At 62.1% G+C, this 15,723-nt stretch carries 13 protein-coding genes; 4 read left to right on the top strand and 9 right to left on the bottom strand.

Features of this window, described 5'->3' with window-relative positions:
* The first annotated feature begins 40 nt into the window (after positions 1 to 40).
* Together VWY60_RS00895 and VWY60_RS00890 are read left to right on the top strand one after the other, a co-directional pair.
* Positions 41 to 2,119 carry a GumC family protein gene (locus VWY60_RS00895; RefSeq protein ID WP_416539654.1) on the top strand — a complete coding sequence of 693 codons (2,079 nt, stop codon included), beginning with the start codon at positions 41 to 43 and terminating at the stop codon, positions 2,117 to 2,119.
* A gap of 8 nt (positions 2,120 to 2,127) precedes the next feature.
* Positions 2,128 to 2,910: a hypothetical protein gene (locus VWY60_RS00890; protein WP_416539653.1), complete on the top strand. Its 783-nt coding sequence runs from the start codon at positions 2,128 to 2,130 to the stop codon at positions 2,908 to 2,910.
* A 15-nt stretch (positions 2,911 to 2,925) separates the two neighbouring features.
* Here VWY60_RS00890 and VWY60_RS00885 read toward each other — a convergent pair whose 3' ends face one another.
* From VWY60_RS00885 to VWY60_RS00875, 3 genes are read right to left on the bottom strand one after another with little or no spacing between them, the layout of a single operon-like run.
* Complete coding sequence (locus VWY60_RS00885; protein WP_416539652.1) at positions 2,926 to 4,206, bottom strand: O-antigen ligase family protein; 1,281 nt, start codon at positions 4,204 to 4,206, stop codon at positions 2,926 to 2,928.
* Entirely contained in the window at positions 4,190 to 5,503 is a 1,314-nt protein-coding gene (locus tag VWY60_RS00880; RefSeq protein WP_416539651.1) for a glycosyltransferase family 2 protein, read from the bottom strand. Before VWY60_RS00880 ends, VWY60_RS00885 begins: the two co-directional genes overlap by 17 nt.
* The gene (locus VWY60_RS00875; protein WP_416539650.1) at positions 5,496 to 6,761 is read right to left on the bottom strand and encodes a glycosyltransferase family 2 protein; all 1,266 of its coding nucleotides are present in this window, start codon (positions 6,759 to 6,761) and stop codon (positions 5,496 to 5,498) included. Before VWY60_RS00875 ends, VWY60_RS00880 begins: the two co-directional genes overlap by 8 nt.
* 177 nt (positions 6,762 to 6,938) lie before the next feature.
* Between VWY60_RS00875 and VWY60_RS00870 the strand changes: the two genes are divergently transcribed.
* Positions 6,939 to 7,838 (top strand): sulfotransferase domain-containing protein, encoded by a 900-nt coding sequence (locus tag VWY60_RS00870; protein WP_416539649.1) that lies wholly within the window; start codon positions 6,939 to 6,941, stop codon positions 7,836 to 7,838.
* A gap of 21 nt (positions 7,839 to 7,859) precedes the next feature.
* Here VWY60_RS00870 and VWY60_RS00865 read toward each other — a convergent pair whose 3' ends face one another.
* From VWY60_RS00865 to VWY60_RS00855, 3 genes are all read right to left on the bottom strand, one after another.
* A complete protein-coding gene (locus VWY60_RS00865; RefSeq protein ID WP_416539648.1) occupies positions 7,860 to 9,158 on the bottom strand; it encodes a family 16 glycosylhydrolase in 1,299 nt (432 codons plus the stop codon).
* A gap of 425 nt (positions 9,159 to 9,583) precedes the next feature.
* Positions 9,584 to 10,726 (bottom strand): ParB/RepB/Spo0J family partition protein, encoded by a 1,143-nt coding sequence (locus tag VWY60_RS00860; RefSeq protein ID WP_416539647.1) that lies wholly within the window; start codon positions 10,724 to 10,726, stop codon positions 9,584 to 9,586.
* Positions 10,723 to 12,027, bottom strand: coding sequence for an AAA family ATPase (locus tag VWY60_RS00855; protein WP_416539646.1), 1,305 nt, complete (start codon positions 12,025 to 12,027; stop codon positions 10,723 to 10,725). The genes VWY60_RS00860 and VWY60_RS00855 overlap by 4 nt, the downstream gene beginning before the upstream one ends.
* Positions 12,028 to 12,606: 579 nt before the next feature.
* On the opposite strand from VWY60_RS00855, the gene VWY60_RS00850 reads away from it, so the two are divergent.
* Positions 12,607 to 13,290, top strand: a complete 684-nt coding sequence (locus VWY60_RS00850; RefSeq protein ID WP_416539645.1) for a DnaA N-terminal domain-containing protein — start codon at positions 12,607 to 12,609, stop codon at positions 13,288 to 13,290.
* Positions 13,291 to 13,373: 83 nt separating this feature from the next.
* On the opposite strand, the gene VWY60_RS00845 is transcribed toward VWY60_RS00850, so the two are convergent.
* From VWY60_RS00845 to VWY60_RS00835, 3 genes are read right to left on the bottom strand one after another with little or no spacing between them, the layout of a single operon-like run.
* The gene (locus VWY60_RS00845) at positions 13,374 to 14,150 is read right to left on the bottom strand and encodes an ABC transporter permease (protein ID WP_340547740.1); all 777 of its coding nucleotides are present in this window, start codon (positions 14,148 to 14,150) and stop codon (positions 13,374 to 13,376) included.
* Positions 14,147 to 14,899 (bottom strand): ABC transporter permease, encoded by a 753-nt coding sequence (locus tag VWY60_RS00840; protein ID WP_340547739.1) that lies wholly within the window; start codon positions 14,897 to 14,899, stop codon positions 14,147 to 14,149. Before VWY60_RS00840 ends, VWY60_RS00845 begins: the two co-directional genes overlap by 4 nt.
* A 9-nt stretch (positions 14,900 to 14,908) precedes the next feature.
* Positions 14,909 to 15,688 carry a transporter substrate-binding domain-containing protein gene (locus VWY60_RS00835; protein WP_416539644.1) on the bottom strand — a complete coding sequence of 260 codons (780 nt, stop codon included), beginning with the start codon at positions 15,686 to 15,688 and terminating at the stop codon, positions 14,909 to 14,911.
* Positions 15,689 to 15,723: the final 35 nt, after the last annotated feature.

Here is a 15,723-nt window from a genome sequence, read left to right as displayed (position 1 = left end):
GCGGGCCGTGGGCAAACCAATAACGATGGGGTCAACCAACGTGTCCACGCCTAAGACGTCCTTTGCCGCGGATGACGGCCAGGAGGTGCTCGATCTCGGCGCCATTTTTGCAATCATCTGGCGCGGCCGCTGGGTCATCGCTGCCTGTGTCATGCTCGGTCTGTTTCTGGGCATCTGGCGGGCCTATCTCGCCGCCACTCCGCTCTACGGTGCCGAGGTACAGCTGGTGCTGGACACCCGCGACGAAAAGGTGGTCGATATCGAAAGCGTGGTCAGCAGCCTTTCCGCCACGGATGAGGTGATCCGAACCGAGGTCCACATCCTTGGCGGTCGGGAACTGGCGGGTCAGATCGTCGACCGGCTGAATCTTGTTTCCGACCCGGAATTCAACATGATGCTGCGCGATCCCGGCCTCAATCCTGTCCAGACGCTGAAAGATCTGATCAAGGGACTCCTCGGGATGCCCGTCTATGACACGACCATTCCGCCAGATCCGGCCTTTGTCCGCGAAAAGGTGATCCAGACGCTGCTTGCCAACATGCGGGTGGTGAACATCCCGGACACCTATATTTTCTCGATCTGGGTGCTAAGCGAGAACCCCTTCAAGGCGGCTGATATCGCCAATGCCTTCGCCGACACCTATATCGAAAATCAGGTGGCGGTGAAGCTGAACGTCACCGAACAGGCCACCGGCTGGCTGGCGGACCGGGTGACCGAGCTGCGCGGCCAGCTGGAAGCAAACGAACGGCGGGTTGCCGACATCCGGGCGCAGGCCGATGTGACCAGCCCCGCACAGTTGATCGGGCTGGAGAACCGCCTGATTTCCCTGCGCAGCGCGCTGACCGAGCGGGCCGAGGATGTCGCCGCGCAACGGGCCAAACAATCCGAACTGAGCAGCCTGCAAACAGCCGAGGAGCAGCGCGCCGCCGCCCGCCGCTACGGCTATAGCGCGCTTCTGGCGCGCGCTGATGATCCGCTGGCTGGCTGGCGCGCGGTTCTGGCGCAAGTCGCTCGTGATCTGCGCGAAGCCGAAGCCAAGGAACAGGCAATCCGCCGCTCGATGGCCGATCTGGAGATCACCATCGCCACCCAGAGCGATGCGCTGACCGAAGTTGTGCAGGCCGAACGCGACGCCGAAGCCAGCCGTCTGCTGTTTGAAAACTTCCAGAACCGGCTGCGTGAAACCTCCATGCAGATCGGCCTGCAACGCGCCGACAGCCGGGTGATCTCGCGCGCCTTCCCCCCGGACCAGCCTGCCCTGCCCAACAAGGGCCGGATCCTTATCCTGTCGGTCTTCCTTGGCGGGTTTCTCGGCACTGTTCTCGTTGTCGTGTTGCAGCTCTCCCGGGCGCGCCTGCATTCCCCAGCGCAGATCGCAGGCCTGACGTCCGTGCCTGTGATTGCGGTGCTGGACCAGTTTTCGCAGAAAATCCGGCCCGAACAGGCCGGCGCGCTTGGCCCGCAGACCCGCGATGGCGAGGCTGTTCGCAATCTGCGCACCACGCTGCTGATGGCGCGGGGAGATGTCCCGCCGCAGGTGGTTGTCTTTACCTCCGCCGAAAGCGGCGATGGCAAGTCGACGCTGTCGGCGGCCATGGCACATAATATGGCGCAGATCGGTAAATCGGTCCTGCTGATCGACGGCGACCTGCGCCGCCATTCCCTGTCTGACCCGCTGGCCAGTGGCAACAGCAAGCCGGGGCTCTTTGATGTCCTCACCGGGCAATGTGATCTGGCAGCGGCGGTGCTTCCCGGTGCGCTGGGGCAGGCCGATATCCTGCCTGCCGGCACCGTAACCGGCAGTGCCGCGGATCTGCTCAGCCAGGGCGGGCTGACCGAGCTTGTGTCGGTGGCGCGCAATCACTGGGACATCATCATTTTTGACACCCCGCCCATCTCCGTTGTGCCCGATGCGCGGATCATCGGCCTGCACGCGGACCTTCTGATCCTGCTGGCGCAATGGAACACCACCCGGCAATCGGTCTTTACCAATGCCCTACGACAGCTGGAACAGGGCGGGCGCAGTCCCGACGGCATTGTGCTGACCAAGGTCAAAGGCACCGCTCAGCCGCTCTACGGGGCAACCAGACGGTCGCGCGACCGCTATTACCACAGCTGAGAGAGCCGATGCAGCTGTCCCCCCTTTTGCGCAAGGCCAGGATAGCAGGTCGCCGCTGCCTCGGCCGACCTGTTCTGAATTATCAGGTGCTGGGTGAGCGCTGTTCCGGGACCAATTTTCTCGACCAGCTGATCCAGCAGAACTTCGCCGCTGCACGCCCGCGCTATGACATGTGGAAACATGCCTTCCCGAACCTCATCGCGCTGCCGGCGGATGTGCTCTATATCGTGATCTTTCGCGATCCGTTCCAATGGCTCGAAAGCATGTATGGCAAGCCGTGGCACAGCCTGCCAGCGCTGCGTGATCTGCCGTTTTCGCAGTTTATCCGCGCCGAATGGCGCAGCGAGATCGACGTACCGGCGTGGTTTGACCTGCCAAAGACCAGCCCATGCAAAGGTCAGCCGCTGAACCAGGATCTGCATCCGATCACCGGCGCGCCCTTTGCAAATCTGCTGGCGTTGCGTCGCGCCAAGGCAGAGGCGCTGCTGACCCTGCCCCGGCGCGGTGCACGGGTGATCTACACCACCCATGCTGCCATCAGTCGGCGCCCCGAAGACATCATTGCGCGCATCGCAGGCGAAAGCCCGGTGCCCCCGAACAGGCGCTTGCAGGTCCCTCAGGGACACTATGGCTGGTCATGGTCCGACCGTGATGTAAAACCCAAGACCCCCGGCCACCTGATCACGCCGGAAGACCGCACCTGGATTCTCAGCCAGCTTGACCCCGCACTGGAGGCCGCAATGGGGCTACCGCTCGATCGGGCGCCGGATGAGAACCAGAACGCAGGCTAGACCCCAAAAGTACACTCAGATCCGGGGTGGCACATCCCGCCAGCGCCCCAGCGCTCGGCCGGCATAGATCCACGCCATCGCGATCAGCATGTGCCGGATCGAATGCTCGTTGTAGATCACATTATCCGACAGCGCCGCGACCAGATTGATCAGCACATAGAAGAGATAATACCCCGAGGTCACGCTACCATCCTGCAAATACCAGCGAAAACAGCGCAGCACGACGGCGATCAGCAGGCCAAAGAACGTCACCGCCCCAAGGAGCCCATTGCCCACCATCAGTTCGATATAGCTGTTATGAAACCAATAGAGTCCCTCGTCGACATAGGCCTCAATATAAAGCCGTGCGTAAGATGGCACCGACCAATACGCCCCAAACCCAACGCCGCCAATCGGCGCTTTGGCGATTTCCTCCAGACCAAAGGCCCAGATCACCGTGCGCCCGGTCAAGGTGCTGTCCTTGCCCAGCCGCTCCAGCAGCAGCCCCAAAGCGTCAATGCCTGAGATATAGATCGCGAGCGGCACCAGGAACAGCACCATCAGCGAAAACAGCAGCGCCACCCGCCGCGCTGTCCCGCCCCAGCGACGGATCCAAAGCACCGGCACATAGATCGCCAGAATGGCAAAGGTCACATAGGCCCCCGCCGATTGGGCCATGCCCAGCACCGGGATCATCAGCGCCGCCGCCAGAATACCCAGGATCGAAAGCTGCCAGTAGAACCCCAGCGTCACCAGCCCATGCGCTGCATTCACCGTCGCCTTCGCGAGGGAGTTCTTGTGCATATAGATGCCCTTCAGCGCCCCGTTCGGATGAAAGGCCGGAGCAAGGAAGGTCACGACGGAATTCAGATAAGACAGCGCCACGCCGACCGCCGAGGTCAGGCTGACAACAATCATCGTATGATGCGCCGGAATGGCAGAGGCGATACGCACGGCAATCAGCGTTGTCATCGTCAGCTGGAAACTACGATAGGCGGTGACCGGCGGGTTGATGCTCCACAGGGTGGAGGCCATTGCAATCACGCAGGGCATCAGCACCGGCCACGCCTGCCAGAGAATGGCAGCGCTCTGCCGCGAGTCCCGCAGATACCACAGGATCGTCAGCACATAGAGCGCCATCCAGCCGGGCGACTGGAACCCAAGCCGATAGACCACCCCGGTGCCCGACATGGCCGCTAGGATCAGATAACCCATGCGCAGATGGCCACGGGTCAACCACCAGCGACCAGCTCCGCGCCGCAGCACAGACACCTTCGGCTGCCCGATGTCTTGCGGTGGTTCAACCGTGAGTGTCATGTCGTCCCATATGCCGCCTCAAACGCCCGCCATTATCCCTCGCTACCTGCTCCCCCTCCGCCAATCCAGCCGCGCGCCCAGCCGCGACGCCCGCCCGCGTCTCTGCGGCAACACCGCAGCTCTGCTCCCCTGGGGGTCGAACCGTCGGCACCATCCACAGGGCAGACCTGCCCAGGGCATCACTCACCTCCGCATCAATGCGCCTGCGCGAGGCGGCGCAGCACAGGCGCGCCCAGATCGGCGCCGCCGCGGCGCTGAGGTCCAGTTCGCCTGCGCTGTCTGTCGGCAGGCTCATCCCCCCTGCCCTGCCGTCACGGCCCAGTCGCCAGCGCTGCGGACGACACCACAGGCGCGAGATCCCGGCCACCAGCTTCAGCTCCAGCCGGTTGCGCAGGACGGATAACACCCATGGCCAATGATCGCGGCACATCGCGGCGTGCCAGGCGGCGCGGCCCAGCCGACCGCTGCGAACCTCCCGCGCCAGTTCCAGCTGTGCCTGACGCCGCAGAAGTGCCTGCCGACGAATGCCCGCGTGGAGTGTCAGCTCCTCGCGCCTGTCCTGCGCAACCAGACCATCCAGCGCATGGATCTGTGCGGCCAGATCCTCGGGCACGTTGCGATACGAAACCGACGCCGGGTGCCGACGATAGAGATAGGCCGCCATCGGCAGCACCCACATCGTCGCACCCGCCAGCAGAAGACGCAGATAAAGGTCATGATCCTCGCCGATCCGCAGCGCGGGGTCGTAACGCAGATCACGAAGAAGCTGATTTCTGATCAATGGCTTAAGGTATCCGATGTGACTGATGCCCTGAGGGTCAACCCCGCTCAGGACCAGATCCTTCAACGTCAGCGCACGGGCGTGTTGCGGTGCATGACCACCCAGAATGGTTTCTCCCCGCACCATCGGTCGCTCTGAAAACAGGATCAGGTCATCAGCGACCACATCGGCCCCAAGATCCCGCGCCGCTGCCAGCATCAACTCCAATCGCCGGGGATGCTGGCTGTCGTCACTGTCGCAGATCGCCACCCAGTCCCCGCGTGCAAGGCCGAGCGCATCATTACGTGCCCGAGCCGGACCGCCGCAGCGCGGCCGCCGTTGCGCCCGTATGCGCGGATCCTTGGCCGCAGCCGCACGGATCACCGCCCAGCTGTCATCGTCGGAGGCGTCATCAATGATGATCAGCTCCAGATCCGCCATGGTCTGTGCCAGTACCGCCCGGATCGCCAGCGGCAGATGAGCGGCGGCATTGCGGGTGGCCATAATCACCGAGATCTGCGGGCGCGGCTCAGCCATCCCGGCGGCCCTGCGGCGGCATCAGATCAGAGACCACAGCCCCGCGCGCTTTGATATGCGCGGCGGCCGGGATCCGCCAGGCCGCCGATAGCCCGGCCTCGTCGCCATAGGTCACAGTCAGCACACGGCGCGAGGCCCGATAACACAGATCCGCCCATAGACTGCTATGGCCACCATCGGCGCCGGGGTCCGGGACAACGACATGTTGACCCTCTCCCTGCGGCGGCAGCCCATCGGCAGGGCCGATCAGATGGACCCGCTCCGCCGCAGCCTCACCGGCCTGTCCAGCTTGGCCGCCGCCCTGCCCCCTGCCAATACTGCGCATCTTCGCCCAGGCGATCTGCACCAGTCGAAACCCCAGCGCAGGATGCCGCAGGATCTGGCGCAGCGCCGCCCCAAACCGCCGCTGTTTCAGCGTCTCTGCCAGCGTCTCAAAAGCCAGACGGTCTTGTAGCACTTGCCGCCTCTCTTCTATAATATGTTTTAATTCAATATGTTGTGATGCACTCAATTGACCCGGCAACGCCTCCATCGCAGCAAGCGCCGCAAGAATCTGCCGTCGGGTCGATCGATGTGACAGGGAATGCGGATGTCGCCGGTAAAGGTAAAGCGCCTCCGGCAGCAGCCACATACGCGTTCCTTGCAACAGCAACCGCAGATAGAAATCCTGATCCTCGCCGATCGTCAGCGCCTCATCATAACGCAAGGCCGCCAGCGCCTGACGGCGGATCAGGGGCTTCAGATAGCCCAGCTGCGCACCAGACGTGCCCGGTTCCGGCACCCGCAGCATATCCGCAGGCCCGATCTGTCGCGGCACCTCCGGCGCATCACTGCCAAGAACGCTGCGCGGACCAGCCAGCGGCTCCGTCGCGAAATGCACCATGTCATCGGCAACCGCATCCGCATCCAGCGCCTCTGCCGCGGCCAGCAGGCGCCGCAACCGGTCCGGGTGCATGATGTCATCGGAATCGCAGATTGCCAGCCAATCGCCACGGGCCGCCGCCAGCGCCCGATTGCGGGCGGCAGCAGGACCGCTGGGTGTTTCATGCAGCAGCACCCGCACGCGGGGGTCCTGGCGTGCAACCTCTCGCAGGATATCCAACGATCCGTCACTGGACCCGTCGTCGGCCACGATCAGCTCCCAGTCGGCATGAGTCTGCGACGCCACCGACCGCAGCGCGTCCGGCAAATATGGCGCGCCCTGATGATTGGCCATGATGATCGAAATCATCCGCCCCTGCCCTGCCGGTTCCTGCATGATGCTGCCCACTCTTCTCCCGGCATATCTAGCATGTCCCCGCAGGGTGAGGCCAGATGCCGGGCAGCGGCGTTTGACGGAATGCACGGGGTCATTTCCCGTGGCACCGCCGATCCGAGGTGCTAAGACTGGCGTTCAATACCGCCGCAATCGCCACGCCGACAGGAAAGACCCGCCATGACCACGCCCCCCCTTGCGCCATCCGGTAACAGCGCGGCACAGGCTGGTCCAACGCTGGTGGGTATTGGCGCACAGAAATGCGCCTCCACCTTCATTCACGCGGCCCTCGGTGCCCATCCTGATGCCGCCGTATCGGATCCCAAGGAACTGGATTTCTTCAGCGCCTATTTCGATCGCGGCTATCAATGGTATCGCAGCCATTTCAGCCATGGCGCGGACAAGACGGTGAGATTTGAGGCATCGCCCTCATATTTCTATGACCCGCGCTGCCCCGACCGGCTGAATGCCTTTGATCCGAACATCAAGGTGATCTGCCTGCTGCGCGATCCGGTCACCCGCGCCTATTCCAACCACCTGCATGAGGTGATCAAGGGCCATATTCCTCCCCTGCCCTTTCACGACGGGCTGGCGAACAATCCGGCCTATCTGGAGCAGGGGTTCTACAGCCGCCATCTGGGGCGCTGGCTCGACACCCTCGGCCATGATCGCGTGTTGGTACTGCTGGCAGAGGAAATCAGCGCCGATCCGGTCGCGGCTGCCCAGACGGTCTATCGTTTTGCCGGGCTCGACGACAGCCACAGCTCTCCGGTGCTGCATGAGCGACGAAACGAAAGCGACCGCGCCCGGCTCCCTGCGCTTCGCAGCCTGCTTCGTGCAGGTGGTGATCAACTGCGCAAAGCCGGGCTGGAGGATAGCCTGGCCCGGCTAAAATCCACCAAGCCGGTTTCCGCAGTGCTGCGTGCCAACAGCCAGAACATGCGTGATGTGGTGCCGCCCCTGCGCGACAGCGATATCGCAGACCTGCGCAGCTGTTTCGCGGAGGATCTGCGCCAACTACCCGCCCTGCTGGGCCGTGACAGCCTGCCCTGGGAGAGCTGGGCTGCGGTCACACGGTAGGCCACCAATGTACACATATGTCTAGAACAGGATCGCATCCTGAGCTATCAGCAGATCCAGTGTCAGCGCATCCGCCCGGTCATCGATCACCGCAACATTCACCCAGCCATCTTCGCCCTCGGCCTGCAACAGATCGCGCGTACCACGCCCACGCTCACCATCAAGCCAGCGCAGCTGATCCGCACCATCCAGATTGAACCGCGTCAGATCCAGAACGTCCCCTTGGGACAGGGAGAAATCATTGACCCGGTCCGGCGTCCCGCCCTGGCGGAAGATAAAAACATCCGCGCCGCCCCCGCCGCGCAGCTGATCACGACCGATCCCACCGTCAAGCTGATCGTCACCCCCGCCTCCCGCCAGACGATCCCGGCCGCGACCACCAAACAGGAAATCATCTCCGTCCTTGCCGCGCAGGATGTCCTGCCCCTTGTCACCATAGAGGTGATCCGAACCACGATTGCCCACCAGCTGATCCGCACCATCGCCACCGTGGATCAGATCTGCACCAGCGCCGCCGAACAGATCCTCTGCCTGCTCCGTGCCACGCTGTTCGCTGTCGAACTCCGGCTCGGCGGGATCTTCCTGTCCCGGCAGGGACACATCCGCAATCACCGCGACCAGCGGCGGCGCATCCGGGTCAGGTGTTCCGGCCCAAGCCGTTTGATTGTCGGACACCGCCCAAAGGTCAGCAAAGCTCTTGACCGCCCCGGAGTACCAAAGCCCACCCGGCATATCAGCCCCGCTGAGATCGGCGCGCACCTCTCCATCTACGCGGAAAATCGCGCTGGTGCCGGTCAATTCGATTTCATAGGTATGCAGCCCCTCGGCGGCATCGAACCCAAGATCAACGACCAGCGGCCCCGCGGGGCCATCGGCCAGCCGCACGCGGCTGCCATCCTCCGCCTCCATATGGATGCTCAATTGAACCTGACGGGTATTGGCGCCAACGAATTCAAAATCGAACTCCAGCCAGCGATCGTTCCGATAGTCCTCCTGATAGAGGAACATCCCAAAGACCGTGCCATCCTGCATCTGCGGCGCCTGTGCAGTCCAGCTCCAGATGCCGGTCTCATGGGCCGCTTCGGACTGGATTTCACCACCGGTGAAAAGCCGCTCTCCAACGCCATTATCCGACGTCAGATGCAGCTCAACCGCGCCGTCACTGTTGATCTGGACATTATCCTGTGACCACGTGGTGTCGCGCGATTGACCGGCATTCCATGTCGACACCAGCCAGTCGTCGCTGTCACGCATCTCGCCGGGGACCCGCAGGTCCAGCGCCGGTGTCTTTTCTGCCTGCGCGCTGTCTGTTGCTGCCATGTCGATCACTCCAAACCTTGGTGCCGCGGAAAACGGCCATGCCTTTGGTTTGGTTGTCGGGGCGAACGATGGCAGGATTGTGCCTTAATTATCGCCCATTAATGCCCCATTCAGACAGTTTAACGCAAACTCAAGACCAGTTTTAGAGGGTTGCTTTTTAGTCGAATTGCGCAGCACGCAAGAGCCACCGGAGCGACAGCCAAGAAGTCACCGGACAGCACATCCCCCGATGCGCCAACGAGCGTCATCTCACCAGCACTTGCGGCGTGGCGGGTGTCCCCGCAGGGACAATGATAATGCTCTGCTCCCTTCAGCAGCGCGGCGAGCATGATCAATGACAATCCACCCATCTGAAGCCTGGCTCAAAAAAAGGCCGCCCCCGCAGGGACAGCCTCGTTGATACCGTCGTGTCGGCCAGCTCAGCGCTAGGTCTGATCCCCGTCCAGAGCATCAAAGAAAGCCGTGATCGCGGCCTCAAGCCGACGCTGGTCAACCGCCGAGAAATCACGCTCCATCGCCATTTCAATCCGCCCGTCCCGCGCCAGACACCGCACCGTCCCCGCAGGGACAGAACAGCGCAGCGTGGTCTTGGCCATGCCGGCGCGCTGGCTGGTGCTGGCCTCCCTAACATCCGATGCAGGGGCCTTGAGCGCCTGCCGCAACACGGCCAGTTCTTCCTCAGCGCTGGAAAAACTCCGCTCCCTTAGGCGTTGCCGCAGCGGCTCAAGCGTGGCCGGGTTCTCCAGCAGGTGCTTCTTCAGATCCAGCCCTAATGCACGGGGGATCGCCTCGGCATAGGACAGCTCTTCTCCAATCAGTTCCAGCAGCTCTGCAAAGTGGCGAATGTAGCTGCGCTTCTGACGCCCGGCTGAAGCATAAAGCAGCGCAACAGAGTCTTCTACAGAGTCTGAATCCGTCTCTGGATCCTGCGAATAGGAGAGCGCGAGCTGCGCCATTTCGGCAAAGGAAATATCCCGGCGCACCAGGTTTTCATCCACCATTCGCCGGTACAGACCCTGTAGTGTCTCGCCCCGCGCCACCAGTCCGGCCGGGATCAGGCGGAACTGTTCCTCTCCCGTTTCCTCGTAAAGCGCGCGATAGGCCGATAGTCGCCGGAAGCCCTGTACCAGCTGATACCCCTCGCCGTCCTCTTCCACCCGGATCGGATTGGACAGACCAAGATCGCGGATCGACTCCTTCAACTCCTCCAGCTCAGGATCCCGGTTGAAGGCGCGATCGCGGATCAGCTTGCTGGTCGAAATCAGATCCAGCGGGATCCGATCGACCACCAGACCAAGGGTCTTCAGCCGGACAAATTCATGCGCCAGGCGATCGTTCTCTGCCCGGATATTCTGCTCGACCTCCGCCCGTGTCCGCAGCGCTTCGGCGTTTTCGCTGATGGCGGTGGCCATCGGGCCACGGCGCGCCTCGCCTGAACGGAACGCCGATTTCGTCTCAAGCGCGGGGGCGCCGGGGTGCGGGTCCACCGGGGCAGGGGAGGCTGCCTCGGGCGTGGCGGGGGTGGGATCCGACGGAAAATCGATGTCGAACATTCTGCGCTTGCTCATGCCTCATCCTCCAGCTGGGCCCATGCGGTCAGGGCGTTGCCCTTGAACTCCATATAGGCCTGGTCAAAAGACGCGCGCGCCCGTCGCCAGGTCTCGCGCGTCATATCCCGGTAGTCGATTTCGTAAATCGAGCTGAGGAAGCGCCCGGATTGTTCCACCGCTCGGGTCATCTCAATCGGGTGTTCCGTCATCCGGTCGCCAAAGACCTTGACGAAGGCATCGCGCATGGCGCGGTGCAGGTCATTGCCGGATTCATAGCGGGTGAGCAGGAACCGGACCTCCTGAAACACCTTCGGCAGGCTGAACGTCCCCGCAGGGACAACCCCGTTGAACGCCGAGAGATCCTCAAGCGCCTCGGAGAGCTGGCCGATGAACGAGGTGGTGGAGTCATACTCCCAATATCCGGGACCTGACGGGATATAGAGCATATCGGCGGCGAAGACCGCATTCATAGACTGATAGCCAATGGCCGGCGGGCAGTCGAAGATCATCATGTCGTAATCGTCCGACGGCAGCTGATCGAGATAACGCGACACCGCTGCAAAGAAGGACCATTCCGGATTGAGATGGCGGTACTGCGCCGATGCAAATTCGACAAAGGCGGCATTGGCGCAGCTGGGGATCACATCAATCGTGGGCCAGCTCGTCGGCTTTACAAAATCGCTGATCCGAAGATCCTGCAAGCCCATGCCGGTGATCGCTTCTGGCAGGCGCCGCTCGGGCAGGGCGGCGCCGGACTCGGCGCCGCGCGCACTGGCGTTCATCCGTTCGGTCTCACGCACGAGGTCCCGCGCCATGATGCCCCAGACCGTATAGTCTTCGGTCACATCGCTCAGCCCCATCGAATGGGACAGGGTGGCCTGCGGATCAAAGTCAACACAGAGCACACGATAACCGTCCAAGGCGGCGGCATGGGCAAAATGCAGCGCTACGGTCGATTTGCCGGCACCCCCCTTGAAGTTGGAAATCGCCACCCGCAAGGCCCGCTTGCCCGCCGGTCGCTCCGGCATCAGCGATTTGCGGTTCACCTTCAGCCGACGGCGCAGCTCGTTGATTTCCTCAAGCGAATACCAACGCTGACGCCCGTCTTCCTCGACATGGCCCTGCGGCAGGCTGGGATCGGCCGCCAGCCGTCCACGCAGGGTGGACTGGTTCACCTTGAAGATCAGCTCGGCCACCTCCCAGCTGGAGAAGCGCCTAAGCGTCTTTTCCAGCTTGGGAGAGAAGGTCTGCTGCCGGATCCAACTCTGCATTTTCAGGGATTGTGCCTGCATATTCGCCAGGTCTTGATGGGTAAACATCTCTGCTCCTCGATCTCTGTAGTGCGGCCTTATTCACCAAGCGGACGCTTTTTCTACCTAGAAACTCGTTTACGCCGAATTTGCAAAAAACGCAAAACCTATTATCGTAGGAATAAGCGTCCTGTCCCCGTGGGGACGTCGACAGGAATAGGCGGCAATACCCTTTGTTTATCGGGCGATTGCGATTCGGTCGGGCTCCCACACCGCTGACGGGTTTTCTGGATACTCGACCCTGATATAGGGGGACGCGCCCAGAGCTGCCCCTGCATATTGGGGGACATTTTTCGATCAATAGGGGACAGCCTATCTGTCACCCAATACCATGAATACCTATTTTTGATTCAAAAATGGAATTGGAACAGCCCCTCGGGCAACAGCGCTCTTGACAGAATCGTATCGCTGGACGCAAATCAGATAAACCAACCAAAGAACGTTGAGTTCGGATCAAAAGGACCCTGAGTTGCGACGCAGCGCAACCCACGGGCCACCCGGTCCGACAATGAACCCAACAGGATCTCGTGGCAAACATGAGACGACAGAGGCAGCCATCCACCATCGGATGGAGACAAGAGGGCAGCCATGCTTGCCAGCAAACCCGTCGGGCGTCAGGCCGCGGCACTGAAATATGATATCCTCACCGCAATGGGGACCTATGCCCTGTCTCTGGAGAAGGGACCGCAGCGACTGGTTCTGCGGTTCATGACGCTGATGACCGCGCGCTACAACTGGCAACGCAATGAGCTGGCAGTCGGCCAGCGCGAGATTGCACGCATGTGGTCCGTCGACGAACGCACGGTGAAACGCGAGATGGTCAAGCTGCGCGCACTCGGCTGGTTGGTGGTGAAACGGCAGGGCGCGCGGGGGCGGGTAACGGAATACGGTTTTGATCTGGAGCGGATCCTAGACGACACCCGCAGCTGCTGGGCCGCCGTCGGACCAGATTTCGATCACCGGATGCGTGGCAGCGATGAGCCGGAGAAAAACGTGGTGCCGCTGATGACCGGCACAACCGCGCCCGCACCTGATATCAGCGACGGCAGCGAGTGGAGCCTCGCGAAGGCGGTCCTGCACCAGGAGGACCCGGCCATTTACGCTGCCTGGATCCAGGCGCTGACGCGGGAGAGCAGGGCAGGGGGCCGTCTGATCCTACGCGCGCCAAGCCGGTTTCACGGAAATTACGTCACCTCACATCTGCAGGAGCGGCTGCTGGCGGCCTGTCACGATATCGACGGGGATGTGGAGCAGCTGACCATCCTGTCCTAGGTGCCTGTGAACCGGACCGGCAGGCACATGGACAAGCCCCCAAGGCGGCACCTGGGGGCTCTTTGATCTTGCTGGGCGGGTGATTATTGCCGCTGCGGGATCCGGTCCTCAAACCGTTTGAAGGCGAGGGTGATCAGCCCGGCAATCACCATATAGACAAGCGCCAGTAGCAGCAGCGGCTCATAGACGATAAACGTGTCAGACCGCACCCGCGAGGAAACCGCGTAGATGTCCAGAACCGTGATCGTGGCCACCAACGGTGTCGCCTTCAGCTGAAGGATGGTTTCGCCCCCAAGCGTTGGCAGGACGTTGCGCACCGCCTGTGGCAGCCAGATCCGGCGGAACATGGTGCCGCGTGGCATACCGTAGGCCTTGGCGGCCTCCAGCTGGCCCTTGGCAACGCCTGAGAAGGCCCCGCGCATCACCTCACCCTCATAGCCTGCATAAGACAGGGTCAGGGCCAGCACCGCATATGGCCAGGCTTGCCGCAGATAGGGCCACAGCTCGCTGGACCGGATCCACGGGAACTGCGGGAACAGCGATCCCAGCCCATAATAGAGCAGCCATATCTGCAACAGCAGCGGCGTGCCGCGAATGACGGTACAAAAAACCCGTGCGGGAACCGACAGATACCAGGGGCCAACCGCCTGGGCGAGACCAAGCGGTACCGCCAGCGCAAATCCGAGGATACTGGTTACCACCAGGATCCAGATCGTCGTCCAGAGCCCTTGGAGCGCGAGCGGCGCATAGGCTGGAATCCAGTCCCAGCGCAGGGAAACCGCGCACCAGACAATTAGGCCTGCGAATAGCGCCATGAGGACAAGCCGGTGAGGCTGCATCAGAGGTTTCAGCACACTCATTGGCGGGTCTCCCGCAGGGAGGGCTGCCCACGTCTGGCCCAACGTTCAATCCAGTTGAAAATCACGCCAGAGCAGAGGGTTACCATCAGGTAAAGCGCCCCAGCCGCGAGGAAGAAAGTGAAATAAGCCCGCGTACTGCTGGCGGCCTGTCGGGTTTCCAAGGTCAGCTCGGCAAAGCCAACGATGGCCAGCAGGGCGGTGTCCTTGGTCGCGATCAGCCACAGGTTGGCCAGCCCCGGCGTTGCAAAACTCATCATGGCCGGGATGGTAACCCGGCGCATGGTCATGAAAGCGGGCATGCCATATGATCGGGCGGCCTCAATCTGGCCCGGCGGTACCGCCTTGATCGCTCCGCGCAGGACTTCGGTCGCATAGGCACCCTGCACAATGCCAAGCACCCAGATGCCTGCCACAACGCCGCTGATTTCGACCCGGCCATAGCCGAGGCCGGCGGCCAGCCTGTTGATCAGATCGGTGCCGACATAATAGAGGATCAGGATCAGCACCAGTTCGGGAACGGCGCGGATCACGGTGGTGTAAATGGCGAGCAGATCCCGCAGGATCGGCCCGCCATAGAGTTTTCCATAGGCCCCGAAAAGCCCGATAATCAGCCCCATGCCAAATGCGCCAAAAGCGATCTGAAGCGAATTGGCGAGGCCCCGTAACAGGTTGCCCCCCCATCCCGGCGGCGAGAGCGACAACAGCTGCGCGCTCTCGGCCAGACCAAACAGGTCGAGGAGTCCGGTCACGTTATGTCCTTACTCGGAGTAGATGCTGGTCGTGAAATACTTCGAGGTGATATCGGCATGGGTGCCATCGGCCAGGATAGCGGCGATCCCCTTGTTCAGGGCTGCCAGAACATCGGCGTCGCCTTTGCGCACGCCCGCGCCGACGCCTTTGCCGAGGATCGCCTCGTCATTGGCCACCGCGCCCTTGATCTCACAGCAGCTGCCCGCGTCCGAACCGACAAAATCGGCCATGGCAATGCTATCGGCCTGGGTGGCGTCGATACGGCCGGCAAACAGATCCTGATTGGCCTCGTCCTGGGTCTGGTAGACGCGCAGTTCGGAATCTTTGAAGTATTCCTGCGCATAGGTCTGGTGAATTGTAGAGGCCTGAATGCCGATCACCTTGCCCGCCAGCGAGTCCGGGGTCGGCTCGATGTCCATGGATTTGTCGGCGACAATCACCGCCGGGGTGTTGTAGTAGGGGTCGGAGAAATCAATTGTTTTCAACCGCTCTTCGGTGATCGACATGGAGGCCATGATGGCGTCGATCTGCTGGCCGGTGAGGGAGGGTATGATGCCATCCCAGGCAACCGGCGTGATCACGCAGTCCAGTTCGGCGGCAGCGCAGACGGCATTGATAATGTCGATTTCCCAGCCCACCCACTGGCCGGATGAATCCAGCGAGGCAAAAGGCGGATAGGGTTCTGCGGCGACACCGATCTTCACCGGTTCGGCCTGGGCAATTGCCCCGCTAGCAGCCAGCAGAGTCGCAGCAAGAGCTGTGCGTTTGAGGTCTGATTTCATGGACATGACTGTCTCCCTGTTTTGTTATTTGTTTGTTCGAA

It is taken from the genome of Phaeobacter sp. JH20_26 (assembly GCF_048056275.1).
GTDB lineage: Bacteria > Pseudomonadota > Alphaproteobacteria > Rhodobacterales > Rhodobacteraceae > Phaeobacter > Phaeobacter bryozoorum.
This window is presented reverse-complemented; position numbering and strand designations above follow the sequence as displayed.

What these genes read in the sequence shown, in the direction of transcription:
- VWY60_RS00855 (WP_416539646.1), bottom strand. Translation starts at nt 12,027, where the DNA reads ATGTTTACCCATCAAGACCTGGCGAATATGCAGGCACAATCCCTGAAA.
- VWY60_RS00860 (WP_416539647.1), bottom strand. Translation starts at nt 10,726, where the DNA reads ATGAGCAAGCGCAGAATGTTCGACATCGATTTTCCGTCGGATCCCACC.
- VWY60_RS00870 (WP_416539649.1), top strand. Translation starts at nt 6,939, where the DNA reads ATGACCACGCCCCCCCTTGCGCCATCCGGTAACAGCGCGGCACAGGCT.
- VWY60_RS00875 (WP_416539650.1), bottom strand. Translation starts at nt 6,761, where the DNA reads ATGCAGGAACCGGCAGGGCAGGGGCGGATGATTTCGATCATCATGGCC.
- VWY60_RS00845 (WP_340547740.1), bottom strand. Translation starts at nt 14,150, where the DNA reads ATGAGTGTGCTGAAACCTCTGATGCAGCCTCACCGGCTTGTCCTCATG.
- VWY60_RS00885 (WP_416539652.1), bottom strand. Translation starts at nt 4,206, where the DNA reads ATGACACTCACGGTTGAACCACCGCAAGACATCGGGCAGCCGAAGGTG.
- VWY60_RS00865 (WP_416539648.1), bottom strand. Translation starts at nt 9,158, where the DNA reads ATGGCAGCAACAGACAGCGCGCAGGCAGAAAAGACACCGGCGCTGGAC.
- VWY60_RS00835 (WP_416539644.1), bottom strand. Translation starts at nt 15,688, where the DNA reads ATGTCCATGAAATCAGACCTCAAACGCACAGCTCTTGCTGCGACTCTG.
- VWY60_RS00850 (WP_416539645.1), top strand. Translation starts at nt 12,607, where the DNA reads ATGCTTGCCAGCAAACCCGTCGGGCGTCAGGCCGCGGCACTGAAATAT.
- VWY60_RS00890 (WP_416539653.1), top strand. Translation starts at nt 2,128, where the DNA reads ATGCAGCTGTCCCCCCTTTTGCGCAAGGCCAGGATAGCAGGTCGCCGC.
- VWY60_RS00880 (WP_416539651.1), bottom strand. Translation starts at nt 5,503, where the DNA reads ATGGCTGAGCCGCGCCCGCAGATCTCGGTGATTATGGCCACCCGCAAT.